22 protein-coding genes are annotated in these 26,998 nt (G+C 47.6%); 20 read left to right on the top strand and 2 right to left on the bottom strand.

Annotated elements, in window-relative coordinates; genetic code table 11:
* Window positions 1-3 precede the first annotated feature (3 nt).
* From lepA to B5G11_RS09115, 10 genes are all read left to right on the top strand, one after another.
* The gene (gene lepA, locus B5G11_RS09160) at window positions 4-1,818 is read left to right on the top strand and encodes a translation elongation factor 4 (RefSeq protein ID WP_087167385.1); all 1,815 of its coding nucleotides are present in this window, start codon (window positions 4-6) and stop codon (window positions 1,816-1,818) included.
* Window positions 1,819-1,906: 88 nt separating this feature from the next.
* Window positions 1,907-3,103 carry a radical SAM family heme chaperone HemW gene (hemW, locus tag B5G11_RS09155; protein WP_087252995.1) on the top strand — a complete coding sequence of 399 codons (1,197 nt, stop codon included), beginning with the start codon at window positions 1,907-1,909 and terminating at the stop codon, window positions 3,101-3,103.
* Complete coding sequence (locus tag B5G11_RS09150; RefSeq protein ID WP_087252993.1) at window positions 3,100-3,942, top strand: EamA family transporter; 843 nt, start codon at window positions 3,100-3,102, stop codon at window positions 3,940-3,942. Before hemW ends, B5G11_RS09150 begins: the two co-directional genes overlap by 4 nt.
* A 120-nt stretch (window positions 3,943-4,062) precedes the next feature.
* On the top strand, window positions 4,063-5,103 hold the full coding sequence (gene hrcA / locus B5G11_RS09145; RefSeq protein ID WP_087167382.1) for a heat-inducible transcriptional repressor HrcA: 1,041 nt from the start codon (window positions 4,063-4,065) through the stop codon (window positions 5,101-5,103).
* Window positions 5,104-5,126: 23 nt separating this feature from the next.
* Window positions 5,127-5,777 (top strand): nucleotide exchange factor GrpE, encoded by a 651-nt coding sequence (gene grpE, locus B5G11_RS09140; RefSeq protein WP_343215492.1) that lies wholly within the window; start codon window positions 5,127-5,129, stop codon window positions 5,775-5,777.
* Window positions 5,778-5,808: 31 nt separating this feature from the next.
* Window positions 5,809-7,683 (top strand): molecular chaperone DnaK, encoded by a 1,875-nt coding sequence (gene dnaK / locus B5G11_RS09135; protein WP_087167381.1) that lies wholly within the window; start codon window positions 5,809-5,811, stop codon window positions 7,681-7,683.
* Window positions 7,684-7,828: 145 nt separating this feature from the next.
* Window positions 7,829-9,028: a molecular chaperone DnaJ gene (gene dnaJ, locus B5G11_RS09130; RefSeq protein ID WP_087167380.1), complete on the top strand. Its 1,200-nt coding sequence runs from the start codon at window positions 7,829-7,831 to the stop codon at window positions 9,026-9,028.
* Window positions 9,029-9,276: 248 nt separating this feature from the next.
* Window positions 9,277-11,172 carry a heavy metal translocating P-type ATPase gene (locus tag B5G11_RS09125; RefSeq protein ID WP_087252991.1) on the top strand — a complete coding sequence of 632 codons (1,896 nt, stop codon included), beginning with the start codon at window positions 9,277-9,279 and terminating at the stop codon, window positions 11,170-11,172.
* Window positions 11,173-11,267: 95 nt separating this feature from the next.
* On the top strand, window positions 11,268-12,005 hold the full coding sequence (locus tag B5G11_RS09120) for an ATP-binding cassette domain-containing protein (RefSeq protein ID WP_087252988.1): 738 nt from the start codon (window positions 11,268-11,270) through the stop codon (window positions 12,003-12,005).
* Window positions 12,006-12,029: 24 nt separating this feature from the next.
* On the top strand, window positions 12,030-12,950 hold the full coding sequence (locus B5G11_RS09115) for a SufD family Fe-S cluster assembly protein (RefSeq protein ID WP_343215491.1): 921 nt from the start codon (window positions 12,030-12,032) through the stop codon (window positions 12,948-12,950).
* A 42-nt stretch (window positions 12,951-12,992) separates the two neighbouring features.
* Here B5G11_RS09115 and B5G11_RS09110 read toward each other — a convergent pair whose 3' ends face one another.
* A complete protein-coding gene (locus B5G11_RS09110; RefSeq protein ID WP_087167376.1) occupies window positions 12,993-13,391 on the bottom strand; it encodes a metal-dependent transcriptional regulator in 399 nt (132 codons plus the stop codon).
* 156 nt (window positions 13,392-13,547) lie between these two features.
* Here B5G11_RS09110 and B5G11_RS09105 point away from each other — a divergent pair, with 156 nt between their 5' ends.
* From B5G11_RS09105 to B5G11_RS09070, 8 genes are all read left to right on the top strand, one after another.
* Entirely contained in the window at window positions 13,548-14,360 is an 813-nt protein-coding gene (locus B5G11_RS09105) for an iron-containing alcohol dehydrogenase (RefSeq protein ID WP_087167375.1), read from the top strand.
* A 161-nt stretch (window positions 14,361-14,521) separates the two neighbouring features.
* Window positions 14,522-14,899 carry a RidA family protein gene (locus tag B5G11_RS09100; protein ID WP_087167374.1) on the top strand — a complete coding sequence of 126 codons (378 nt, stop codon included), beginning with the start codon at window positions 14,522-14,524 and terminating at the stop codon, window positions 14,897-14,899.
* A gap of 13 nt (window positions 14,900-14,912) precedes the next feature.
* On the top strand, window positions 14,913-15,755 hold the full coding sequence (locus B5G11_RS09095) for an Mrp/NBP35 family ATP-binding protein (RefSeq protein ID WP_087252986.1): 843 nt from the start codon (window positions 14,913-14,915) through the stop codon (window positions 15,753-15,755).
* Window positions 15,752-16,207 carry a GAF domain-containing protein gene (locus B5G11_RS09090; protein ID WP_087252984.1) on the top strand — a complete coding sequence of 152 codons (456 nt, stop codon included), beginning with the start codon at window positions 15,752-15,754 and terminating at the stop codon, window positions 16,205-16,207. Before B5G11_RS09095 ends, B5G11_RS09090 begins: the two co-directional genes overlap by 4 nt.
* 124 nt (window positions 16,208-16,331) lie before the next feature.
* The gene (locus B5G11_RS09085; RefSeq protein WP_242959012.1) at window positions 16,332-17,651 is read left to right on the top strand and encodes a putative DNA modification/repair radical SAM protein; all 1,320 of its coding nucleotides are present in this window, start codon (window positions 16,332-16,334) and stop codon (window positions 17,649-17,651) included.
* Complete coding sequence (locus B5G11_RS09080) at window positions 17,648-18,427, top strand: TIGR03915 family putative DNA repair protein (protein ID WP_087252980.1); 780 nt, start codon at window positions 17,648-17,650, stop codon at window positions 18,425-18,427. Before B5G11_RS09085 ends, B5G11_RS09080 begins: the two co-directional genes overlap by 4 nt.
* Window positions 18,428-18,570: 143 nt before the next feature.
* Window positions 18,571-18,798 (top strand): HPr family phosphocarrier protein, encoded by a 228-nt coding sequence (locus B5G11_RS09075; RefSeq protein ID WP_087167369.1) that lies wholly within the window; start codon window positions 18,571-18,573, stop codon window positions 18,796-18,798.
* 132 nt (window positions 18,799-18,930) lie between these two features.
* The gene (locus tag B5G11_RS09070) at window positions 18,931-21,306 is read left to right on the top strand and encodes an ATP-dependent DNA helicase (RefSeq protein ID WP_087252978.1); all 2,376 of its coding nucleotides are present in this window, start codon (window positions 18,931-18,933) and stop codon (window positions 21,304-21,306) included.
* 40 nt (window positions 21,307-21,346) lie between these two features.
* On the opposite strand, the gene B5G11_RS09065 is transcribed toward B5G11_RS09070, so the two are convergent.
* The gene (locus B5G11_RS09065) at window positions 21,347-22,219 is read right to left on the bottom strand and encodes a LysR family transcriptional regulator (RefSeq protein ID WP_171027881.1); all 873 of its coding nucleotides are present in this window, start codon (window positions 22,217-22,219) and stop codon (window positions 21,347-21,349) included.
* Between the two features lie 140 nt (window positions 22,220-22,359).
* Here B5G11_RS09065 and B5G11_RS09060 point away from each other — a divergent pair, with 140 nt between their 5' ends.
* Together B5G11_RS09060 and B5G11_RS09055 are read left to right on the top strand one after the other, a co-directional pair.
* On the top strand, window positions 22,360-23,061 hold the full coding sequence (locus B5G11_RS09060) for a TIGR01906 family membrane protein (protein ID WP_087252976.1): 702 nt from the start codon (window positions 22,360-22,362) through the stop codon (window positions 23,059-23,061).
* A gap of 108 nt (window positions 23,062-23,169) precedes the next feature.
* Window positions 23,170-26,967, top strand: coding sequence for a phosphoribosylformylglycinamidine synthase (locus B5G11_RS09055; RefSeq protein ID WP_087252973.1), 3,798 nt, complete (start codon window positions 23,170-23,172; stop codon window positions 26,965-26,967).
* Window positions 26,968-26,998: the final 31 nt, after the last annotated feature.

Genomic DNA, 26,998 nt, shown 5'->3' with positions numbered 1-26,998 from the left:
ACATTGTCAGTAATTGATCAAAAACATATACGGAATTTCTGCATCATTGCCCATATCGACCATGGGAAGTCGACGCTTGCGGACCGGATCATTGAAGATACCGGACTTCTGACAAGCAGGGAGATGCAGTCCCAGGTACTGGATAATATGGATCTGGAACGGGAAAGAGGAATCACAATCAAGGCACAGACAGTCCGCACAGTCTACAAGGCAAAGGACGGGGAGGAATACGTTTTCAACCTGATTGACACGCCGGGACATGTGGACTTTAACTATGAGGTATCCAGAAGCCTTGCGGCCTGCGACGGGGCAATTCTCGTGGTGGACGCGGCACAGGGCGTGGAAGCACAGACGCTTGCAAATGTCTATCTGGCACTGGATCACGATCTGGATGTTTTTCCGGTAATCAATAAGGTCGATCTGCCGAGTGCGGATCCGGACCGTGTGGCAGAAGAAATTGAAGACGTCATCGGAATTGAAGCCACAGACGCACCGCGGATCTCCGCCAAGACCGGACTGAATATCGACCAGGTGCTCGAAGAGATCGTGCATAAGATTCCGGCACCGGAAGGAGATCCGGAGGCCCCGCTTCAGGCACTGATCTTTGATTCGGTCTATGATTCCTATAAAGGAGTCATCGTATTCTGCCGGATCAAAGAAGGAACCGTAAAAAAAGGAACCAAAATCCAGATGATGGCAACCGGGGCAAAAGAAGAGGTTGTAGAAGTCGGCTACTTCGGAGCCGGACGCTTTATTCCATGTGACGAACTGAGCGCAGGAATGGTCGGCTATATCACCGCCAGCATCAAAAATGTAAAAGACGCCAGAGTCGGCGATACCGTTACAGACGCAGATCGTCCGTGCGACGAGCCGCTTCCGGGATATAAGAAAGTCAACCCGATGGTATACTGCGGTATGTACCCGGCAGACGGAGCCAAGTACCCGGATCTCCGGGATGCCCTTGAGAAGCTTCAGCTAAACGACGCTTCCCTTCAGTTTGAGCCGGAGACGTCCATTGCACTCGGATTCGGATTCCGCTGCGGATTTTTAGGACTGCTTCATCTGGAAATTATCCAGGAGCGTCTGGAGAGAGAATACAATCTGGATCTCGTCACAACCGCACCAAGCGTTATCTATAAAGTCCACAAGACTAACGGCGAAGTCATCGAACTTACAAATCCGTCCAACCTGCCGGAGCCAAGTGAGATCGACTACATGGAAGAGCCGATGGTCAAAGCGGAGATCATGGTAACCTCCGAATTCATCGGGGCAATCATGGACCTCTGTCAGGAACGAAGAGGAGAATACCAGGGAATGGAATACATCGAAGCGACCAGAGCGGTCCTTCACTACCACCTGCCGCTCAATGAGATCATCTACGATTTCTTTGACGCCCTGAAATCCAGATCCAGAGGATACGCATCCTTCGACTATGAGATGCTCGGATACAAACAGTCCTCCCTCGTGAAACTCGACATTCTTGTCAATAAAGAAGAGGTGGATGCCCTTTCCTTCATCGTTTTTGAGGGAAGCGCCTACGACAGAGGACGCAAGATGTGCGAAAAATTAAAAGAAGAAATTCCAAGACAGCTGTTTGAGATTCCGATCCAGGCAGCCATCGGCGGAAAGATCATCGCAAGAGAAACAGTAAAAGCACTCAGAAAAGACGTCCTTGCAAAATGTTATGGAGGAGATATCTCCCGAAAACGGAAACTCCTCGAAAAACAGAAAGAAGGAAAGAAACGAATGCGCCAGGTAGGAAACGTAGAGATTCCACAGAAAGCATTCATGAGCGTACTGAAACTCGACGACAAATAGTCAGAATTGTTTTATTTTTTTCATTGGGGACGTGTACCGATGCACAGGTACACGTCCCCAATAATGATTATGAAATGAGGATAAATAGATGAAACAAGAACTGGAAATATATATTCATATACCTTTCTGTGTGCAGAAATGTGCGTATTGTGATTTCCTGTCCGGCCCTGCCGGAAGGGAGGAGCAGGAAGCGTATGTCCGGGCTCTTCGGAGGGAGATCAGCGTTGCTTCGAAAATGGCAGAGGAATATGAAGTCAGCACTGTCTTTCTGGGAGGCGGTACGCCGTCGATTCTGCCGCCGGAGGCAGTTGACGGGATTCTCAGGACGGTGAGGGAATCATTTTCGCTTTCTCCGAATGCGGAGATTACTATGGAACTCAATCCGGGGACTGATGGAAAAGAGAAGATGGAAGCGTATCGAAAGGCCGGGATCAATCGTTTGAGTATCGGGTTACAGTCTGCGAATGACCAGGAGCTCCATACTCTTGGAAGAATTCATACATGGCAGGATTTTCGAAACACGTATGAGGCGGCGAGAAAGGCAGGTTTTGCCAATATTAATATCGATCTGATGTCTGCAATTCCGGGTCAGACACTGAAAAGTTATGAGAAGACACTGGAACGGGTATGCAGTCTTTGTCCGGAGCATATCTCGGCGTACAGTCTGATTCTGGAGGAAGGGACGCTGTTTTGGAAATGGTATGAGAAGACGGATCATCCAAAGGACCATCCGCCCCTGCCGGATGAAGAGACCGAACGGCAGATGTATGAGCGGACAAAAGAGATTCTGCACGGATACGGATATGAACGGTACGAAATTTCCAATTACGCAAAGAAAGGGAAAGAATGCAGACACAATATCGGTTATTGGAGAAGAATTCCGTATCTGGGATTTGGAGTCGGGGCAGCCTCTCTTTTTGAAGAGCAGAGGTGGAGTAATCTCCGGGACAGGAAGAAATATGTGGAAATCTGGAGTGAAAACGAGCCGAAAGAAGCGCTGCTTCTGACAAGGGAAGAAGTGCAGAAACTATCCGGGCGGGAAGCTCAGGAAGAGACGATGTTTCTGGGGCTTAGAATGATGGAAGGTGTTTCCGAAGCAGAGTTTGCGGCGCGGTTTCACCATATGGTGGAAGAAATTTATGGAGATGAGATCCGGGAACTGGAACAGGAGCATCTCATACAAAGAAAGCAGGGGCGTATCGCTTTAACAGACCGGGGAATTGATGTGAGCAATCATGTGATGGCCTGCTTTCTGCAGGATGAGGGAGAGGAGGAAAGCTCATGATCAATCTGATTCTGGCAGTTCTTTGCAGCGCAGGTGTTTCCATTTTCATGCGTGCAAGTGAGACGTACTGTCGGGGAAAATACGGGATTCTGCTGATGAACTACGCGGTCTGCGTCATTGCAGGGCTTTTGACAACGGGAAAAAACCTGGGACATATCGGGGAAGCCGGTACTATGACAGCCGTGGGATTTGGCGTGGTGACCGGTCTGCTTTACTGCGGGGCATTCATTCTCCTGCAGTGGAATGTGCGGAAAAACGGCGTTATCCTGTCCTCTACCTTTATGAAGCTTGGCGTGATCGTCCCGTCCGCGCTTGCAGTCCTCTGGTTTGGAGAAAAACCAGGATGGAACCAGGGAATCGGACTTCTGATTGCGGTGGTTGCCATTTTGCTCATTAATCTGGAGAAAGGAGCGGTCCGGACGGGAGGAAGCTCCAAGGCCGGACTTGTACTTCTTTTACTTGGCGGAGGCCTGGGAGATGCCATGGCCAAGTTTTATGACGCATACGGGAAAACATCCTTTGGAAGCTTTTTCCTGATGCTTTCCTTTCTTGTTTCCGGAGTAATCAGTGGTCTGCTTGTTGCACGAAACAGGGAGCGGATTACAAAAAATGAAATTCTATTTGGAGTTCTCATTGGAATTCCAAATTATTTTTCGGCCCGGTTTCTGCTGTGGGCACTGGCCGATGTCCCTGCGGTCATTGCCTATCCGACCTATAGCATTGCGGCGATGGCGGTAATAGGAGCAGCAGGAGTGATCCTTTTTAAGGAGAAACTTACGAAAAAACAGTGGACAGCGTATGGGATGGTGATCCTTGCTGTCGGACTTCTGAATATGTAGAAAGACACAAAAAAGATACAGAATCGGTGTTGACAAATGTGTGCGAGAGTGCTAAATTAGTAAACGTAGATATTAGCACTCGAAATAAATGAGTGCTAATAAGACGGAAGGAGGATCTGAATGGAATTAATCCGGGAACTGAGTGAAAGAAAACTGAAGATATTAAAAGCAGTCATTCAGAACTATCTGGAGACAGGTGAGCCGGTTGGTTCCAGAACGATTTCCAAGTACACCGATCTGAATTTAAGTTCCGCTACAATCCGGAATGAGATGGCGGATCTGGAAGAACTTGGATATATTTTTCAGCCTCATACGTCTGCAGGACGTATTCCGTCTGACAAGGGATATCGGCTTTATGTCGATATGCTCATGCAGGATAAAGAGCAGGAAGTGACGGAAATCAAGGAACAGATGCTTCAGAAGGCGGATAAGATGGATCAGCTTTTGAAACAGGCGGCGAAAGTACTGGCTAACAATACAAATTACGCCACGATGGTATCCGCGCCTGTCAGCATGAAAAACCGGCTGAAATTTATTCAGCTTTCCCAGGTTGATGAGGAACAGTTGATCGCAGTCATTGTGCTGGAAGGAAACATTGTCAAGAACCAGATCATCCGGGTTGACCAGGATCTGGGAAGCGAGACGCTTCTAAAGCTGAACATGCTTTTGAATACGACGCTGAACGGCATGTCCATCGATCAGATTACACTGGGACTGATTGCCAAGCTCAAAGAACAGGCAGGCATTCACAGCGGAGTGATCAGCGATGTGCTGGACGCGGTAGGCAATGTGATTCAGCTCGATCAGGACATGGAGATCTATACAAGCGGAGCCACCAACATTTTCCGTTATCCGGAATTATCCGACAAGCAAAGCGCACAGGAAATCATCAGTGCCTTTGAGGAGAAACAGCAGCTTTCGGAACTTGTCACCCAGACACTTTCCAGTGACACTAAGGGAATACAGGTTTATATCGGAAATGAGACTCCGGTACAGAACATGAAGGACTGCAGTATTGTGACAGCAACCTATGAATTAGGAGAAGGCATGCAGGGAACGATAGGGATTATCGGACCGAAGCGTATGGACTATGAACATGTCATGGACACACTGAAAACACTGCAGACTGAGCTGGATACGATATTTCACAAAAAAGAATAGAGCAAAAGCAGAAAGGTGGTATCCTGGTGGGAGAAAGTAAGAATCAGGAAGAAATGGTAAAAGAGGCCGTAGAAGAAGCGAAAAAGCAGGCTGAGCAAAACGGTGAGATTCCTGTAGAGGATGAAACCGCACAGGATGAAGCAGAAGAGACCGGCGCGCCGGAAAGCACAGACGGCCAGGAAGCTTCGGACGACGGCAAAGAAAAGAAAGGATTCTTTAAAAGAAAGAATAAAAAGGATCCAAAAGATGAGAAGATCGAAGATCTGACCGATAAGCTGACACGCCAGATGGCGGAGTTTGACAATTACAGAAAGCGTACTGAAAAAGAAAAATCGGCCATGTATGAGATTGGAGCAAAGGACATCATTGAGAAGATCCTGCCTGTTATCGATAATTTCGAGAGAGGGTTCCAGAGCGTTGAAGACGGAAAGAAAGACGATCCGTTTGTAGACGGCATGGATAAAGTATATAGACAGCTTATGAAGACGCTGGAAGACGCAGGCGTCAAGCAGATCGAGGCCCTGGGACAGGAATTCAATCCGGACTTTCATAATGCGGTGATGCATGTGGAAGACGAAGAAGCCGGTGAGAATATTATCGTGGAGGAATTCCAGAAAGGGTATATGTACCGTGACAGTGTGGTAAGACACAGCATGGTAAAAGTAGCTAATTAAGAAAAATGAAATAAATCAGGAGGAATGCATTATGGGCAAAATTATTGGTATTGACTTAGGTACAACAAACAGTTGTGTTGCCGTAATGGAAGGTGGACAGCCGACCGTTATCGCAAATACAGAAGGCGCAAGAACGACTCCATCCGTAGTCGCATTTACAAAGAACGGAGAACGTCTTGTAGGTGAACCTGCAAAACGTCAGGCAGTTACAAATGCAGACAAAACAATTTCTTCCATCAAAAGGAAGATGGGAACAAATGAGAAAGTAAACATCGACGGAAAACAGTATTCTCCGCAGGAGATTTCTGCAATGATCCTTCAGAAACTGAAAGCAGACGCAGAAGGATACCTTGGTGAGAAAGTGACAGAAGCAGTTATTACAGTGCCTGCTTACTTTAATGATGCACAGCGTCAGGCAACAAAGGATGCCGGTAAAATCGCAGGACTGGATGTAAAACGTATCATCAACGAGCCTACAGCAGCAGCACTTGCTTACGGACTTGACAATGAAAAAGAACAGAAGATCATGGTATACGACCTTGGCGGCGGTACATTCGACGTTTCCATCATCGATATCGGAGACGGTGTTATCGAAGTACTTTCCACAGCCGGAAACAACAGACTTGGCGGTGACGACTTCGACCAGAAGATCACAGACTACATGCTGGCTGATTTCAAGGCAAAAGAAGGCGTAGACCTTTCCAATGACAAGATGGCTCTTCAGAGATTAAAAGAAGCAGCAGAAAAAGCAAAGAAAGAACTTTCTTCCGCTACAACAACCAATATCAACCTTCCGTTCATCACAGCAACATCTGAAGGACCGAAACATTTTGATATGGATCTGACAAGAGCAAAATTTGATGAACTGACAAGCGATCTGGTAGAAAAGACAGCAGAGCCTGTTCAGAGAGCGCTTTCTGACGCAGGACTTCGTCCGTCAGATCTTGGCCAGGTACTTCTGGTAGGTGGTTCTACACGTATTCCGGCTGTACAGGATAAAGTAAGACAGCTGACAGGAAAAGAGCCAAGCAAATCTCTGAATCCGGATGAATGTGTTGCACTTGGTGCTTCCATCCAGGGTGGTAAACTTGCCGGAGAAGCAGGCGCAGGCGACATCCTTCTTCTTGATGTTACACCACTGTCACTTTCCATCGAAACAATGGGTGGTGTTGCAACAAGACTGATTGAAAGAAATACAACAATCCCGACAAAGAAGAGTCAGATCTTCTCTACAGCTGCAGACAACCAGACAGCAGTAGATATCAACGTTGTACAGGGTGAAAGACAGTTCGCAAGAGACAACAAGTCCCTCGGACAGTTCAGACTGGATGGAATTCCGCCGGCACCACGTGGAATCCCGCAGATTGAAGTAACATTCGATATCGATGCAAATGGTATTGTAAATGTATCTGCAAAAGACCTTGGAACAGGAAAAGAACAGCACATCACAATTACAGCAGGTTCCAACATGTCTGATGAAGATATCGACAGAGCGGTTAAAGAAGCAGCAGAATTTGAAGCGGCAGACAAGAAGAGAAAAGAAGCTGTTGATACAAAGAATGAGGCAGATGCGATTGTATTCCAGACAGAAAAAGCACTTAAAGATGTTGGAGACAAGATCGATGCAGCCGGAAAATCAGCAGTAGAGGCTGATATTCAGGCTCTTAAGGATATCCTTGCAAAATATCCGAATGCAGAAGAAATGACAGAAGCGAATATCGCTGAAATCAAAGCTGCAAAAGAGAAACTGATGACAAGTTCTCAGGAACTTTTCACAAAGATGTATGAGCAGGCAAATCCACAGGGCGGTGCTCAGGGAGCAGGACCTCAGGGTGGAAATGCACAGTCAGGACCGGCACCGGAAGGATATGACGATGTCGTAGACGGAGACTATAAAGAAGTATAATACTGCCGGATAACAGGCAGAACACAGAGATTGCGCTCGGCGCAATCTCTGTGCGTGTGTGGATTCCGGCTTGATCCGGGGTCCCCGATACCGAAATGTAGGATACGCGGCAGCGCCTACTGTATAGAAAGGGAAGGTAACGATTATGGCAGAGGCAAAGAGAGACTACTATGAAGTCCTGGGAGTATCCAGAGATGCCGATGACGCAACACTGAAAAAAGCATACCGTCAGCTTGCGAAAAAATATCATCCGGATATGAATCCAGGAGATGCGGAAGCAGAAAGAAAGTTCAAAGAAGCTTCTGAAGCGTATGCTGTATTAAGTGATCCGGATAAGCGCCGTCAGTATGATCAGTTTGGTCATGCGGCATTTGAAGGCGGCGGTGCAGGCGGTGCAGGCGGATTCGGCGGCTTTGATTTCAGCGGTGCGGATTTCAGCGATATTTTCGGTGATATTTTCGGAGACTTTTTCGGCGGCGGAAGAAGAAGCGGCCGCACCAGTAACGGCCCGATGAAGGGTATGAATATCCGGAAAGGAGTCCGGATCACCTTTGAAGAGGCTGTGTTCGGCTGTGAAAAGGAAATTGAGATCGTTCTGAAAGATCCATGTGAGAAATGTCAGGGAACAGGAGCAAAACCGGGAACCAGTCCGGAGACGTGTCCGAGATGTGGTGGCAGAGGCCAGGTTGTCTACACCTCACAGTCTTTCTTTGGAACGGTGCAGAATGTACAGACATGTCCGGACTGTCATGGCTCCGGCAAGATTATTCGTGAAAAGTGTCCGGACTGCGCAGGAACCGGTTATATCTCAAGCAAGAAAACCATTCAGGTATCAATTCCGGCCGGAATCGACAATGGACAGAGTGTCAGAATACGGGACAAAGGTGAGCCGGGTACCAATGGAGGACCAAGAGGAGATCTGCTTGTGGAAGTAACGGTATCCAGACATCCGATCTTCCAGAGACAGGACATGAATATTTTCTCCACAGCGCCGATTTCATTTGCACAGGCAGCCCTCGGCGGAGATGTGCGCATCAAGACGGTGGATGGGGAAGTCATCTATACTGTTAAACCTGGAACAAAGACAGATACGAAGGTAAGACTGAAAGGCAAAGGAGTACCGTCCGTGCGGAATCCAAAGGTGAGGGGAGACCAGTACGTCACCCTTGTGATCCAGACACCGGAAAAATTAAGTCCGGAAGCAAAGGAAGCACTCAAACGGTTTGACGCTCTTTCAGGCAATTCCCTGAATCAGCCGGAACCGGAAAAAGAAAAACCGGAGAAACCGAAGAAAAAAGGCTTTATGGACAAATTAAAAGAGACCTTCGAGGAGAGGGACGATTAAGAAAACATACAGCTGCGGGGAGAAGCAACCCGCAGCTTTTTTTCTGCTGAAAACCCGTTCGGAAGATTTTCTGAAAACCTATTGACAGCGCTTACAATTCTATGTATAGTTAAAACGGAATATATGAATAATTGCTCATATGTTTTAATAAAATACCGGAATTCCAGGATTGAGATAAATGCCAGGATCCGGAATGGTTATACAGGCTGGCAGTGGGAAGCACAGGCCTGCCGGAAGGGAAAAGGAAAATGACGAAAAAGCAGAAAAAGATGCTGGTAAGAATTGCTGTGGCATTTCTTCTCTATGCAGTACTCTTGATTCTTAAAGAGACAGGAACTGTGAAAGGAATGAAAGAATTTCCGAAAGGATTTCTTCTTTATCTGATTCCATATCTGGTAATAGGCTGGGATATTTTGTGGAAGGCAGCCAGAAATATCCGGAACGGACAGATTTTTGATGAAAACTTTCTTATGACGCTTGCTACTTTCGGGGCATTTGGAGTAGGTGAATATGCGGAAGCGGTTGCCGTCATGCTCTTTTATCAGGTAGGGGAATGGTTTCAGAGCTATGCGGTGAACCGTTCAAGGGCATCGATCGCGGAACTGATGGATATTTGTCCGGAGTATGCCAACATGGAGGAGGATGGACAGCTTGTCCAGGTCGATCCGTATGATGTTCAGACTGGAAGTGTGATTATCATTAAACCAGGTGAGCGGATTCCGCTTGACGGAGTGGTGGTGGATGGAACTTCTATGATCGATACATCCGCATTGACAGGAGAATCGGTTCCAAGGAGAGTGACTCCGGGATCCGATATCATCAGCGGATGTATTAACGGAAACGGTATCCTCCATGTACGTGTGACAAAAGAGTTTGAGAATTCTACAGTTTCCAAGATTCTGGAGATGGTAGAAAATGCCAGCAGCAAGAAGGCAAAAGTGGAAAACTTTATTACCAGATTCGCAAAGTATTATACTCCGGTAGTTGTCATTGCGGCAGTGATTCTTGCGATTCTCCCTCCGGTCGTTCTGGGAGGAGGATGGAGTAACTGGATCCAGAGGGCGTGTATCTTTCTCGTGATTTCGTGTCCGTGTGCTTTGGTAATCTCTGTACCGCTCAGTTTTTTTGGTGGTATCGGGGCTGCATCCAAGGCCGGGGTACTTGTGAAAGGAAGCAATTATCTGGAAGCGATGGCGGATGTGGAGACAGTTGTTTTTGACAAGACCGGAACACTGACAAAAGGGGAATTCAAGGTGACTGAGGTTCTCCCGGAGCAGAAGAAAAGGGAGCTTTTAACCCTTGCCTACGCGGCGGAAGCGTATTCCGATCACCCTATTGCCCAGTCCATACGGGAAGCATATCTGGAAGAAAAAAAGGATGTAACGCCGGAAAAGATCAGTGATGCAAAAGAAATCTCAGGATGCGGGATCTGTGCCGTTTACCGGGGAAAAGAGCTTCTTGCCGGAAACGGGAAGCTGATGCAGACATACGGGATCTCGTTTGAGCCGTACCGGGGTATCGGAACGGTTGTATATCTCGCATTGGACGGAAAATTTGAAGGAACAGTTGTAATTTCCGATACGATCAAAGAGCAGGCGCCGGAGACAATCCGCCTTCTCAAACAGTCCGGCGTGAAAAAGACCGTGATGTTAACCGGAGATAAAAAAGAGGCCGGGGAGGAAGCGGCAAAAGAGCTGGGAATCGATGAAGTCTATACAGAACTACTGCCGGGAGATAAGGTAGAACTGGTGGAACAGCTTCTTGACGAGATGAGCGGCAGTGGAGAAAAAAGAGCAAAACTTGCCTTTGTCGGGGACGGTATCAATGATGCTCCGGTTCTTGGAAGGGCAGATGTGGGAATTGCCATGGGAAGCATGGGATCAGATGCGGCCATTGAGGCGGCGGACATTGTCCTGATGGATGATGATACGGCCAAAATCGCGAAGATTACGGCGATTGCCAGAAAGACCATTCGGATTGTCCGCCAGAATATTGTATTTGCTCTCGCGGTGAAGGCGCTCGTGCTGGTTCTGGGCGCATTTGGAATGGCCAATATGTGGGAAGCGGTTTTTGCCGATGTCGGAGTTGCAGTCATCGCAATCCTTAATGCCATGCGGGCGCTGAAGACAGACGGCAGTAAATAGGAAAAAGATGTTGTAAAGAAGCAGGAATGTGTGTTTACTTTACGGCATCTTTTTGGCATACTAAATCATGAACAGATAAAAGGAGATGGGGAAACATGCTGAAAGTAGAACACCTTTCTTATGAAATAGAAGAAGATGGAAAAAAGCAGGAAATACTAAAAGATGTCAGCTTTGAAGTAAAAGACGGAGAGATGCTCGTTGTGACCGGACCAAACGGCGGAGGCAAATCCACGATTGCCAAACTCATGATGGGGCTTTATAAAGCGACCGAAGGGAAGATCTGGCTGGACGGGCAGGACATTACGAGTCTTCCGATTTATGAGCGTGCGAAAGCTGGAATTGGTTTTGCGTTTCAGCAGCCGCCCCGGTTTAAAGGAATGACTGTCAGAAGACTGCTGAGCCTGGCTGCGGGAACGGATCTTCCGAAGCATATCTGCTGCGGGCTTTTGAGCCGGGTAGGCCTCTGCGCGGAGGAATATCTGGACCGGGAAGTGGATGCGACTCTTTCCGGAGGCGAGATGAAGCGGATTGAGATTGCCACGGTTCTTGTGAAAAAGCATAAGCTCTGCATTTTTGATGAACCGGAGGCCGGGATTGATCTTTGGAGTTTTGCCATGCTGGTAGAAGAATTTCAAAAGCTTCATACGGAGAAAAAGGAGAGTCTGCTTCTGATCTCTCATCAGGAACGGATTATTCAAATGGCGGACCGTGTCATGATTATTGACGGCGGACAGGTGACAAAGTGCGGACCAACACAGGAGATTCTGCCGTATCTGATAGGAGAAGCCATCAGCCATCCACAGTGCCTGAAAAATCAGGGCGCAGCGGTATAAGAAGGAAGAAGGTGCAAGAAGATGATGCTGGATAAGATTACAGAGAAAGTACTTCGTATGATTGACGGGGAAGGATTCAAACAGGAAGGAGCCTTCAATCTGCGTGAAAACGGAATTTCCATCTGCCACGGGGACAGCGAGCATGTCAAAATCCGCAAAAAAGAGGACAGGCAGGGAATTGATATCTATATTGATAAAGATACGAACGGAGAGACGGTACACATTCCGGTTGTTGTTTCCAGTTCCGGAATGACAGATGTTGTCTACAACGATTTTTACATTGAGGATGGAGCAAAGGTAACCATCATTGCAGGATGTGGAATCCACAATTCCGGATGCAACGATGCAAGACATGACGGAATTCATACGTTCCATATCGGAAAGAATGCGTCCGTCCATTACGAAGAAAAGCATTATGGTGAAGGAGAAGGAACAGGAGCCCGTATCTTAAATCCGGTAACCGATATCTATGTCGGCGAAAACTCCATTTTTACCATGGACACGGTACAGATCGAGGGAGTGGACTCGACAAAAAGGGAAACCGATATTACCATGGAGGCGGGAAGCCGTCTTACCGTGACAGAAAAACTGATGACACACGATAAACAGGAAGCGGTCTCCAACATGAAGGTGATTATGAACGGGGATGCAAGCTCGGCACAGATCATTTCACGGTCCGTGGCAAAGGGAGAGTCCATCCAGACCTTCCATCCGAGGGCAGTCGGAAAGGCGGCCTGCCATGCCCATATTCAGTGTGATTCGATTATTATGAATGATGCTCAGGTACGCTCCATTCCGGAGATTGACGCGAGAAATGTGGATGCTCAGATTATACATGAAGCGGCAATTGGAAGGATCAACAGTGAACAGCTTTTGAAGCTTCAGACGTTTGGACTTAATGAGGAGGAAGCGGAAGGCGTCATCATTGAAAATTTCCTCAACTAAACAGGAAGGAAAAAACAGGGAGGTTATGCCTCCCTGTTTTGACTACATCTTCACATCATTTAAATCCATAATTTCCTTGTGGCTGTATACATGCTGCTTTAAGGCCTCAAAACTTTCCGGGCTGATGACATGTTCAATCCGGCAGGCGTCCTGAGTGGCAGTTTCCCTGGAAACGCCGAGATACATCAGGAAGCTGGAAAGAAGGGTGTGACGCTCGTAAATGGTCTCAGCAATCTCATGCCCCTTTTCTGTCAATGCGATATAGCCGTCCTTGTCCATCAAAATATATCCATTCTCCCGCAGGTTTTTCATGGCGACACTGACACTCGGCTTTGAAAAAGAAAGAGCAGTTGCGATATCAATAGAACGGACATTTCCTTTTTCTTTTCCCAGCATCAGGATTGTTTCCAGATAATTTTCAGCGGATTCCTGTATCTTCAACAGAGTGCCTCCTTCCATATATAGTATCTTTGTAGTTTAGGATAACATATTTGTTGTGATAGTTCAAATACTTCTGAAAAATGAACCGGGAAATGGCAGCAGGAAAAAGATTATGGTAAAATAGGCTAAGAAACAGTCTTGGAAGGAGGACGATAGATGCGGAATTTTACATATTGTGTGCCGACAGAGATTGTGTTTGGAAAAGACACAGAAGTTTCCTGCGGCAGAGAAGTGAAAAAGCATGGAGGGACAAAAGCGCTGATTGTATACGGCGGAGGCAGCGCCAGAAGATCGGGACTGCTGGAGCGGATTGAAAAGTCGCTGGAAGAAGAGGGAATCGCCTATGCAGAGTTTGGAGGCGTAAAACCAAATCCAGGGCTTGCATTTGCGGAAGAGGGGGTGGAAAAAGGGATCCGGGAGAAGGTGGATTTTATCCTGGGCGTAGGTGGAGGCAGCGCTATCGATACGGCCAAGGCCATTGCCCATGGAGTGGCAAATCCCGGGATTCCTCTTTGGGATATCTGGATGAAGAAAGTTCCTCTGACCAGGACGACAAAGGTCGGCGTTGTGCTGACGATTCCGGCCGCGGGAAGTGAGACAAGCGACTCTGCGGTCCTTACCAATGAAGTAATCGGGAAGAAATCGGGTCTCGGAACGGAGCTGAACCGGCCGGCCTTTGCCATTATGAATCCGGAGCTTACCTTTACACTTCCGAAATACCAGATCGGATGCGGGATTGCGGATATCATGATGCACACACTGGAACGGTATTTTATTCCGGACCAGAAAAACCGGATGACGGATGAGATCGCGGAGGGACTTCTGCGGACCGTTATCGACAGTGGAAGAAAGGCGCTTCAAAATCCGGCGGATTATGATGCCATGAGCGAGCTGATGTGGTGCGGCAGTCTTTCCCATAACAACCTGACGGGCCTTGGAAGAGCTGGCTATGGACGCGACGATGAATGATACCGTCCGGCTTTCCGTACTCCGCCCGCTCGACGCTTCCGATGTGCTGGAAATTTTCCGGAAAGCCAATCACTAGCAATTGCCAAAGCAGGAGAAAAGGTGTTATACTATAACAAGATGCAGTAATACACTGTAAATATCGATAAGAGGAGTGACAGACGATGAAAGTAGTAGCAACAGAAAAAGCACCAAAAGCATTAGGGCCTTATTCTCAGGGATATGTATCAGGAGGAGTATTTTACTCAGCAGGACAGATTCCGATCAATCCGGCAACGGATACAGTAGAGGCTGACACAATTGAAGGTCAGGCAGAGCAGGCATGCAAGAATGTCGGCGAAGTATTAAAAGCAGCAGGAACAGATTTTGATCATGTTGTAAAGACAACATGCTTTTTAAGCGATATGGCTAATTTTGCAGCATTTAATGAAGTATACGCAAAATATTTCACATCCAAACCGGCAAGAAGCTGCATGGCAGTGAAGGAACTGCCGAAGAATGTACTTTGCGAGATCGAAGTGATCGCAGCAGTAGAGGAATAGGAGCATTAAAGACATGGCGGAAGAAAAGAAACAGGAAAGCTGTCCTTCAGAAGGATGTGCCGGATGTGCTCATGCATCGACATGTACCAGCCAGAAGAAGGATTTCAGAAAACCGGCGAATCCGTATTCAGCGGTCAGAAAAGTGATCGGAGTCATCAGTGGAAAAGGTGGAGTCGGCAAATCCATGGTTACGGCATCCCTTGCAAGAATGATGATTGAGAAAGGATATACGGCGGGAATTCTGGATGCAGATATCACAGGGCCATCGATCCCGAAGATGTATGGAATCCATGAGCAGGCCCTTGGAAATGAAGAGGGAATGCTTCCTTGCGTAGCAAAAGACGGAACGAAGATCATGTCTGTCAATCTGCTTCTGGAGAAAGAAGATACCCCGGTCATCTGGAGAGGACCGATCATCGCAGGCGTGGTGACTCAGTTCTGGACCGATGTCATGTGGGGTGACGTAGATTATCTCTTCGTAGATATGCCTCCTGGAACCGGAGATGTACCGCTTACGGTATTCCAGTCTCTTCCGGTGGACGGTGTCGTGATTGTGACATCTCCGCAGGATCTTGTCAGCATGATTGTAAAGAAAGCATATCATATGGCAAAAGACATGAATATTCCGGTACTTGGAATCGTGGAAAACTTCAGTTATCTGGAATGCCCGGACTGCGGCCGGAAGATCGAGGTCTTTGGAAAGAGTCATATTGAAGACATTGCAAAAGAGCTGGAGATTCCGGTACTCGGCCGGATCCCGATTGATCCGAAGCTGGCAGAAGCAGTGGAAAACGAAGCCTTTGACCAGGTGAACAATGCATACTTAAGCGATGCAGCACAGGTGTTGGAATCATGATCGATTATCGTCTTTTAAAAGAACAGATGGATGCACTGACCGGGACGCAGAGCCGTCCTGTTCCGAATCTGGCCAATGCGTCCGCATTACTCTGGCAGATACTCCCGGATCTGAACTGGGCCGGATTTTATCTGATGGAGGATGGAGCGCTTTACCTTGGACCATTTCAGGGAAAGACAGCCTGTATCCGGATCCCTCTGGGACAGGGAGTGTGCGGAACTGCGGCACAGAAAGATCAGGTGCTCAGAGTGTACGACGTACATGAATTTGAAGGGCATATCGCCTGTGACAGCGCATCGAATTCCGAGATTGTCCTTCCGATCCACGACGGAGACGACGTCATTGCGGTACTGGATATTGACAGTCCGCTTGTGGGACGCTTTTCCGAGGAAGACGAAGAGGGATTAAAGGAAATCGTAAAAGTGCTGGAGAAAAACTGCATATGGAAATAATCAGAAACTCTGTACAGACAGAACATTGCCTGTATGGAGTTTTTTAATTTCTCCTTGCGCATGCCGAACGTATGTGCTATCATAATAAAAAGAACATATGTTCGAAAAAGAGGAGGGGAGATACGTGGATTGTTTTCGGATTCAGAAAGAAAAGACGCTGTGTGAGAAGCTGAGCATTCTCTCTGACGCAGCCAAATATGACGTGGCATGTACTTCCAGCGGCACTCAGAGAAGGGGAGACGGAACTGGAATCGGGAATTGCGAGAAAGCAGGGATCTGCCACAGTTTTACGCCGGACGGACGGTGCGTCTCCCTCTTAAAGATCCTGTTTACCAATGAATGTATTTTTGACTGTAAGTACTGTATTAACCGTGCGTCCAATGATGTGGAGCGGACGTCCTTTACCCCGGATGAGGTCTGCCGTCTTACGATTGAGTTTTACCGGAGAAATTATATAGAAGGATTGTTTTTAAGTTCCGGTATTATGAAAAGCCCGGACTATACGATGCGCCTGATTTATGAGACTTTATACCGGCTGCGGTCACAGTACCGGTTTCAGGGGTATATTCATGTAAAGGCAATACCGGGTGCATCTCAGGATCTGATTCGGATGACGGGATTTCTTGCGGACAGAATGAGTATTAATCTGGAGCTTCCTACGGCTGAGAGCCTGCATCTTCTGGCACCTCATAAGAGCCGGAAAAATATTTTATCTCCGATGCGATATGTACAGAAGAAACGGGAGGAGAATACACATGAGCTTGCGCTGTACCGGCACGCGCCGCAGTTTGTTCCGGCAGGACAGAGTACGCAGATGATTATCGGGGCAACACCGGAGAGCGATTATCAGATTATCCGTGTGGCAGAGTCTCTTTATCAGAAGTTTGAGTTAAAGAGGGTGTTTTACTCGGCGTTTGTTCATGTGAATGAAGATTCTGCTCTTCCTGCAAGGACGGACCTTGGGCCGCCGCTTCTTCGGGAGCATAGATTGTACCAGGCGGACTGGCTTCTGCGGTATTATCATTTTTCGGCAGAGGAGCTTTTATCGGAAGAACGCCCGAATTTCAATCTGGTTCTGGATCCGAAGTGCGACTGGGCCCTGCGGCATCTGGAGTATTTTCCGGTGGAGGTCAACCGGGCTGATTACCAGACGCTGCTTCGGGTGCCGGGGATCGGCTATACATCCGCCAGACGGATTGTGCGGGCAAGAAGAACAGGGACGCTGGATTTCACAGATTTGAAGAAGATGGGCGTTGTGTTGAAGCGGGCGCTTTATTTTGTGACATGCAAAGGGAAGATGATGTATCCGATACGGATGGATGAAGATTATATTTTAAGGAATCTTCTGGATCCGAGGGAGAAGCTTCCGGGGAGACTTGGGGAGATTACCTACAGGCAGCTGTCGCTTTTTGATGACATGAAGATCGGGGAAGTGGGAAGATGAAACGAAGATATATCTGTACGGAGACCATGACAGGAGTACTCTCCGCCATCTATGATGCGTGGACCTTTGACAGGAGTGACCAGGAGGCAGGGATTGTTTTCTGGGGCAGTGTGCAGCAGGAGATGTTCTGTGAGTACCGGGAAGTGAGAGAGGATGAAAAGAAAGCAGAGGCAGTCCGCAGGCTGATTCACCGCCATCTGGGAGAGGAGGCTGAACTGTCTGTCGGATATGCCTTGCTTTCAGAAGATCCCGGAAAGGGAACGGCGATTCTTCGTATGATGATGGAGGCAAGAAACCTTCCTGACGGGAAGAAGATTATGGGGCATCTTTCCCATCCGGAGGTGCGCCGTGTGTTTGAACTGAGCAGAAATGTTGGCAGGGAAACACATGCGTGGAAAGAGTTTCTTCGTTTTCAGGAGCTGGAAGGAGGGATTCTTTATGCCAGCATTACACCGCATAATTTTGTCCTTCCGGGGATTGCTGATCATTTTTCCAACCGGTTCCCGCTGGAAGATTTTGTGATCTGCGATGAGACACATGCTTCTTTTCTGATCCACCCGAAACAGAAGCCATGGCTGATTATCAGAGATGAAGAGCGCAAATGGGAAATAGAAAAATCGTTTTCGGAAAAGGAAAAAGAGTGGCAGAGATTATGGAAGGGATTTAAAAAGAGCGTGACGATTCAGGAAAGGAAGAATTTGAAGCTTCAGCAGATGAATATGCCGCTGCGCTACCGGGGCGAAATGATGGAATACCGGGACGGAGAGCAGTCTTAGGACAGGAGTTTCATTTTGCGGATTTTTTGAGCGGTTTCGACAAAGAAAAGAGGAAAACCTGGAAAATACTGGCATTTTTACAGATTGATTTTCAAAAAAGATGATGGCATAATACATGGGAACACAGAAGGGAGTGTATTCAAATGGAACATAAACGAAAAATCAAATTGACCCCTGCAGATGTCCATGAGTTTGTCACATCCGCAGAAAAGTGCGATTTTGATATCGATGTATTTTACAATCGATTCATCGTAGATGCCAAATCGATTTTAGGCGTTTTCAGTCTCGATCTGAACAAAACTCTGACTGTGCAGTATGCTGGAATCGATCCGCATTTTGAAGCAACTTTGAATAAATTCTGTGTCGCATAAGGCGGCATTTGGCAGGGTATAAAAAAGAAGTGTTTCCATTCCGACAAGACGGGGAAGCACTTCTTTTTTATACTGTGTTTATGTTATAATAAACAAGATTAGACAAAAATGAAAGAAAAGACGTGACCCGGGATGGAAGAGAAAAAAGAGGAGAAGGTACGGATTTCGGTCCGAAATCTGGTGGAGTTTATTCTAAGAGAGGGAGATCTGGACAGCAGACAGGGAGGCACAACGGATAAAGAGGCCATGCTGCTTGGGGGAAGGATTCATCGGAAAATTCAAAGACAGATGGGAGGCGGATATCATGCGGAGGTGCCGCTTCAGATTGTCGTGCCGTGTGAGAAACTGGATATTATAGTGGAGGGAAGAGCGGACGGAATTATTGAGGAGGATGGCCGGACCGCAGTGGATGAAATCAAGGGAATCCTGCAGGATCTGGATCTGATCAAAGAACCGAAGAAGGTGCATCTGGCCCAGGCAAAGTGCTATGCCTATATATACGCCAGCATAAAGGAACTTTCTGAAATCGGAGTACAGATGACCTACTGTCAGATGGAGACAGAGAAAGTAAAGCGTTTTTATCAGACTTTTTCCTGTGAAGAACTGAAGAAATGGTTTTTTGATCTGGTGCACCGGTATGAAAAATGGGCCGTTTTTCAGATAGAGTGGAGGCAAAAGAGGAATCAGTCCATCAAACAGGTGGAGTTCCCTTTCGGTTACCGGGAAGGGCAGAAAGATCTGGTGGTATCGGTGTACCGGTCGATTCTCAGGAAGAAGAAGCTGTTTATTCAGGCGCCGACAGGAGTAGGGAAGACGATGGCGACAGTGTTCCCTGCGGTAAAGGCGGTTGGCGAAGGACTGGCGAATCAGATCTTCTATCTGACAGCCAAGACGATCACAAGGACAGTGGCGGAAAAGGCTTTCCTTACGTTAAAGGAGCAGGGACTGGCCTGCAAGGTTATTACTCTGACTGCAAAAGAGAAGATCTGCTTTTGTGAAAAAGCGGAATGCAATCCGGATGCCTGCCCGTATGCGAAAGGACACTTTGACCGGGTCAATGATGCGGTCTTTGATATGCTGACCCACACCGATGATATGAGCAGGGATCAGATTGAATCCTATGCAAGAAAGCATACCGTATGTCCGTTTGAGATGGCGCTGGATCTTTCTGTCTGGACTGATGCGGTCATCTGTGATTACAATTATGTATTTGATCCGAATGCCCATCTCAGGCGCTTTTTCGGAGAAGGAGCGAAGAAGGAGTATCTCTTTTTGATTGACGAGGCGCACAATCTGGTGGAAAGGGGGAGATCCATGTACAGTGCCTCCATCTGCAAGGAAGATTTTCTGGAGGTCAGAAGAGCGGTAAAAGAGGAGGATGCAAAACTGGGAAAAGCCATCAGCGGGTGTAATGAGCAGCTTCTGACACTGAAAAGGGAATGCCCGGGACATGCTTTATATTCCAGTGTCTCCCATTTGGTGCTCCGTCTGATGAATGTGATGACCGAAATAGAGCGTTTTCTGGAAGAGTGCAGTCAGGAAGAGATTCGGGAGAAGGTGCTGGATCTGTATTTTGAGATTCGGGACTTTCTGTATATTCATGATAAACTGGACGAAAATTATATGATTTATACGGAGCTTACCGAAGAAGGGAAGTTTTATGTCCGGCTGTTCTGCGTGAATCCGGCGGTCAATTTAAGCGAGTATCTGAATTATGGAGTCAGCACGATCTTCTTTTCGGCCACCCTGCTTCCGATTCAATATTATAAGAAGCTGTTGAGCACGCAGACAGATGACTATGCGGTGTATGCCCATACCCCGTTTCCGGAAGAGAATAAAAGTGTTCTGATCGGAAGCGATGTTACGACCCGATATACGAGGCGCAGTGAGGAGATGTACGAGCGGTATGCCAGATATATGCTGGAGACGGTTCGAAAGAAAAATGGGAATTATCTTGCCTTTTTCCCATCCTATCGGTTTTTAAATGATGTGTATGAGGCCTTTTTGGCACTTCAGAAAGAAGAGGAAGAGATTTTCTGCCTGATTCAGGATCCGGGCATGACGGAGGAAGAACGGGAAGAATTTCTGAATTACTTTGAGGAAGAGCGGGACGGATCACTGATCGGATTCTGCGTGATGGGCGGGATTTTTTCAGAGGGGATCGATCTGACAGAAGAGCGGCTGATCGGGACGTGGATTGTCGGCACAGGACTTCCCCAGGTCTGTCTGGAGAGAGAGCTGTTAAAGCAGTATTTTGATGAAAAAGGAATGAGCGGATTTGATTATGCCTACCTGTATCCTGGAATGAATAAAGTCATGCAGGCGGCTGGACGGGTGATCCGAACCGATACGGACAGAGGAATGATTTTTCTTCTGGACGACCGTTTCCTGCTTCGACAGTACCGGGCGGTCTTTCCCAGAGAATGGAGCAAGGCTTTCTCCATCCGGCTTCCCCAGACGGCCGAAGCGGTGGCTGCATTCTGGGATGAAACCAGGACGCAGCCATAGAACACTCCGAAAACGTAAGGATCCGGCTGTGATCCAAAGATTAGAAGTAATCGAGAAAAGCCTGTACAGACCGGGACATCGGAATCCGGTCATTGTAGGCGATCAGGAGCTGCCGCTTTGGCAGCTCTTCTTTTGTCTCCACGATAAAGAGCCCTTCCGGGTCACGGCTTAAACAGTAATCCGGAATGAAAGCGATGCCAAGGCCGATTTTTGCAAGATCGATGAGAAGATCATTGCTGCTCAGTTCGATTTCCGGTACCAGATCCAGCTGATGCTGCTGAAAAAGACTGTGAAGGAATTCACTGGTCGTACTTTTCCGGTCCAGCATCAGGATCGGTTGATCCAAAAGTTCCTGGTAGGAAAGTTTCTTCCCTTTCAGGTGGGAGAAGGAATCATTGGCGACAAAGACGTCCCGGAACGTTTTGATCTTTTTGACAGTAGAAAGCTGGTTGATATAATTGTTAGGGTAATTGATAAAAATCAGATCCACCTGTCCGTTTTCCAGAAGATCCACGCATTTGATGGACGTCTGGTTTGTCACCTTGATGTGAGAACTTGGAAAACTCCTGTGAAAACGCTCCAGATACGGTACAAGAAAGTAGCGGCAGATGGTATCACTTGCCCCGATCCGGATCTGACCGCCTGTGGAGGCGGATTCCAGAAGCTGGTTTTCTCCTCTTTTGATCAGATTCATGGCCGGTTCCACATGGCGCAGAAGGATCTCCCCTTCCGGAGTGAGCTGGACTTTCTTTGTACTCCGGATAAACAGGACCTGATCCAGTTTCTTTTCCAGAGCCTTGATTGACTGGCTGACTGCGGACTGGGAAATATAAAGCTGCTTGGATGCTTCGGAGAAGCTTAAACTTGACGCAACATAGTAAAAAACTTTATATAATTCATAGTTGATATCCATCATAAGTCCTCCTTATAAATTCTAGTTTTATTATAAGGAAAGAATGGAAAAAAAACAAGGCACAAAAGTTTTGCTGGAAGGACGGGCCGACAGCATATATAATAGGAAAAGAAGACAGACAGAAAGGAACGGCGATAAGAATGAAGACAAAAAAAGTGCTACACGGATTTCTGACAGCAGCGGCAGCGGTTTCGCTGATTCTGATTTTACTGCTGAGTGCTTTCGAGATCGCAGCATACAGTGATTTTGGTTTTTACCAGAAAGAATATGAAAAGTATGAAATTCAGGAGACACTCCCGATGGAGATGGACGACATCATGGATGTTACGGAAAAGATGATGTCCTACTTACGAGGAGACCGGGAGGAGCTTTCCGTCATGACTACGATTGATGGGGAGCGTCAGGACTTTTTTAATGAGCAGGACCGGTTCCACATGGGAGAGGTCCGGGATCTGTTTCTTGGAGGGTTTGCCCTCAGAAGATATGCGGCGGTTATACTGGCTGCGGCGGTAGTGCTTCTGCTCATTTTGAAGGCGGATCTCAAACGGATTCTGCCGAAGGCTTACGAGATCACGGTCGGAGTGTTTCTGGCGCTGGTTGCGGCTCTTGGAATTGCGATTGCCGTGAACTTTGACCGGTGCTTTGTCATTTTCCATGAGCTGTTTTTCGACAATGATCTGTGGATGTTTGACCCGGCCACGGATTATATGATCCGGATGCTTCCGGAAGGATTTTTCTTCGATATGACACTGCGGATCGGGGGATTTTTTGTTGCTTTTCTGATTTTCTTTGAATTGATCTGTATTGGACTTCGGATCTGGAGGAAGAAAAAAGAAAATTAGGACAACTTATAAGTAAATTTAAATATATTAATTATACTTATCAAGAAAAGTATGATACACTAGGGTCAGAATCGAATAATCTTGTAAAAAGAAGAATGGAGGAAATTCATGAGCGGTGTAAGACGTGTATATGCAGAGAAAAAGCAGGATTTTGCCGTACAGGCGAAAGCATTAAAACACGAGATCAAAAGCTACCTGGGGATTTGCGGCGTGACCAATGTCCGTGTGCTGATCCGCTATGATATTGAAAATCTGTCAGACGAGACATTTGAGAGAGCGTGCAACGGTGTGTTTGCGGAACCGCCGGTAGATACCTTATATAAAGAGACTTTCCCGATGAAAGAGGACGAGCGGGCATTTTCCGTAGAGTACCTGCCGGGACAGTTTGACCAGAGAGCGGATTCTGCTGTACAGTGCGTACAGTTTATCCGTGAGGATGAAAAGCCGGTAATCAAGACGGCGACAACTTACGTAATCGAAGGAAGCGTAAGCGACGAGGAGTTTGCGGCAATCAAGGCGCACTGCATCAACCCAGTGGATTCCAGAGAAACCGGAATGGACAAGCCGGAAACACTGGTGACACAGTTTGAGGAGCCTGCAGACGTCCTGATTTTTGACGGCTTCCAGGACATGGAAGAGGGAAGCTTAAAAGAGCTTTATGATTCCCTTGGCCTTGCCATGACATTTAAGGATTTCCTTCATATTCAGAATTATTTCCGGACAGAGGAGAAGCGTGATCCGTCCATGACAGAGATCCGTGTGTTGGATACATACTGGTCTGATCACTGCCGTCATACGACATTCTCCACTGAGCTTACCAATGTAACTTTCGGAGAGGGAGACTACCGTGAACCTCTGGAAGAGACATACCGGGAATATTTACAGACACACAGTGAAATTTTCAAAGGCAGAGAGGACAAGTTTGTCTGCCTGATGGACCTTGCCCTGATGGCAATGCGGAAGCTGAAAAAAGAAGGAAAGCTTCAGGATCAGGAGGAGTCCGATGAGATCAATGCGTGCAGTATCGTAGTGCCGATCGAAGTGGACGGAAAGGAAGAAGAGTGGCTTGTCAACTTTAAGAACGAGACACACAATCATCCGACCGAGATCGAGCCGTTTGGAGGCGCTGCAACCTGCCTTGGCGGAGCCATCCGTGACCCGCTGTCCGGCCGTACTTATGTTTACCAGGCAATGCGTGTGACAGGAGCGGCAGATCCGACCGTTTCTGTGAAAGATACGATGAAAGGAAAGCTTCCTCAGAAGAAGCTTGTCAGAGAGGCTGCTCATGGATACAGCTCCTACGGCAACCAGATTGGACTTGCTACAGGCATGGTTAAAGAGATTTATCATCCGGATTATGTGGCAAAACGTATGGAGATCGGTGCTGTCCTTGGCGCTGCGCCGAGACGTGCGGTCATCCGTGAGACATCCGATCCGGGCGATATCATCATTCTGCTCGGCGGACGGACAGGAAGAGACGGATGCGGCGGTGCGACCGGTTCTTCCAAAGTACATACAGAGGCATCCATCGAGACCTGTGGTGCGGAAGTTCAGAAAGGAAATGCGCCGACAGAGCGTAAGATTCAGAGAATGTTCCGCAGAGAAGAAGTCAGCCGTCTCATCAAGAAGTGTAATGACTTTGGCGCAGGCGGAGTTTCCGTTGCGATTGGAGAGCTGGCAGATGGTCTGAGAGTGGATCTTGACAAAGTGCCGAAAAAATACGCAGGACTTGATGGAACAGAGATCGCTATTTCCGAGTCCCAGGAACGTATGGCCGTTGTAGTAGATCCAAAAGATGTCGCACAGTTTTTAGAGTATGCCAAAGAGGAGAACCTGGAGGCAGTGGAAGTGGCAGTTGTCACAGAAGAGCCTCGCCTTGTACTCTCCTGGAGAGGCAAAGAGATTGTCAATATTTCCCGTGCATTCCTCGATACAAACGGAGCACATCAGGAGACAGAAGTCTTTGTTGAGATTCCGTCAAAAGACGGCAACATGCTGGAAGAACGCAAAGATGTTCCGGATGTGAAAGAAGCATGGCTTGATACTTTAAAAGACCTCAACGTATGTTCCCAGAAAGGACTTGTGGAGATGTTTGACGGTTCCATCGGAGCAGGATCTGTCTTCATGCCGCACGGCGGAAAATACCAGATGACAGAGACCCAGACCATGGTAGCCAAACTTCCGGTACTGAAAGGGGCATGTGATACCGTGTCTATGATGAGCTTTGGATTTGACCCGTATCTTTCAAGCTGGAGCCCGTATCACGGAGCAGTTTATGCAGTGACCGAGTCCATCGCAAAGATCGTAGCTTCCGGCGGAGATTACCGGAAAATCCGCTTCACATTCCAGGAGTATTTCCGCAGAATGACAGAAGATCCGAAACGCTGGAGTCAGCCGTTTGCGGCACTCCTTGGTGCATACAGCGCACAGATCGGATACGGACTTCCATCCATCGGAGGAAAGGACAGTATGTCCGGAACCTTCCAGGATATCGATGTACCTCCGACACTGGTTTCCTTTGCTGTGGACATTGCGAAGGTTGGAGACATTATTACACCGGAACTCAAAGCAGCAGGCAATAAGCTTGTATGGCTTCGGATTGAGAAAGACCAGTACAGCCTCCCGGTTTACAGCCAGACAATGGATCAGTACGGCAAGTTCCGCGAGGACATTCAGAATGGAAACATTGTTTCCGCGTACGCTCTGGACCGCCACGGTATTGCTGCGGCTGTCAGCAAGATGGCATTCGGAAACGGCATGGGTGTCAAGATTGAGCATAATGTAGACCCGAGAGATTTCTTTGCTCCGGGATTTGGAGATATTATCGCAGAAGTACCGGCAGACAAAGTCGGAAAACTTGCGATTACATATACAGTGATCGGTGAAGTGACAGATAACGGTACCTTCTCTTATGGAAATACGGAAATTACACTTGCAGAAGCAGAGTCAGCATGGAAAGCACCTCTGGAAAAGGTATTTGCAACCGTTTCAGGTGAAGAATCAGCACCGGAGTCCGTATATGTGGCGCCGGCAGATCCGGAAGCACGTATCACGGAAGACGGATGCTACGATACAAAGAAAGTTCACATCTGCTCCCACAAGATTGCGCAGCCGACTGTCTTTATTCCGGTATTCCCGGGAACAAACTGCGAGTACGACAGTGCAAAGGCATTTGAGCGCGCAGGTGCTAAGGTGATTACAAAGGTATTCCGGAATCTGGATGCGGCAGATATCCGCGATTCTGTAGCTGAGTTTGAAAAGGCAATCGGACAATCTCAGATTATTATGTTCCCGGGCGGATTCTCCGCAGGAGATGAGCCGGACGGATCTGCGAAGTTCTTTGCGACTGCATTCCAGAACGCAAAGATGAAAGAAGCAGTAGAGAAGCTCTTAAATGAAAGAGACGGTCTTGCGCTTGGTATCTGTAACGGATTCCAGACACTGATCAAACTGGGCCTTGTTCCGCACGGCAAGATTGTCGGACAGACAGAAGACGCGCCGACATTGACATACAATACCATTGGACGTCATATTTCCAAGATGGTTTACACAAAAGTAGTTACAAACAAGTCCCCATGGCTTCAGATGGCAGAGCTTGGCGGAGTTTATACAAACCCGGCTTCCCACGGGGAGGGACGTTTTGTTGCAAATGAAGAATGGCTTAATACCCTCTTTGCAAACGGACAGGTAGCGACACAGTACTGCGATCTGGACGGAAATGTAACGATGGACGAGGAATGGAATGTTAACGGTTCCTACCGCGCGATCGAAGGTATCACAAGCCCGGACGGACGTGTACTTGGCAAGATGGCACATTCCGAGCGTAGAGCGGATGGTGTGGCAATCAATATTTACGGCGAACAGGATATGAAGATCTTTGAATCCGGCGTCGCATATTTCAAATAGGGCATATAATTGATAGAGAAAGAGGACAGTT

The organism is Drancourtella sp. An57 (genome assembly GCF_002161525.1).
GTDB lineage: Bacteria > Bacillota > Clostridia > Lachnospirales > Lachnospiraceae > Sellimonas > Sellimonas catena.
This window is presented reverse-complemented; position numbering and strand designations above follow the sequence as displayed.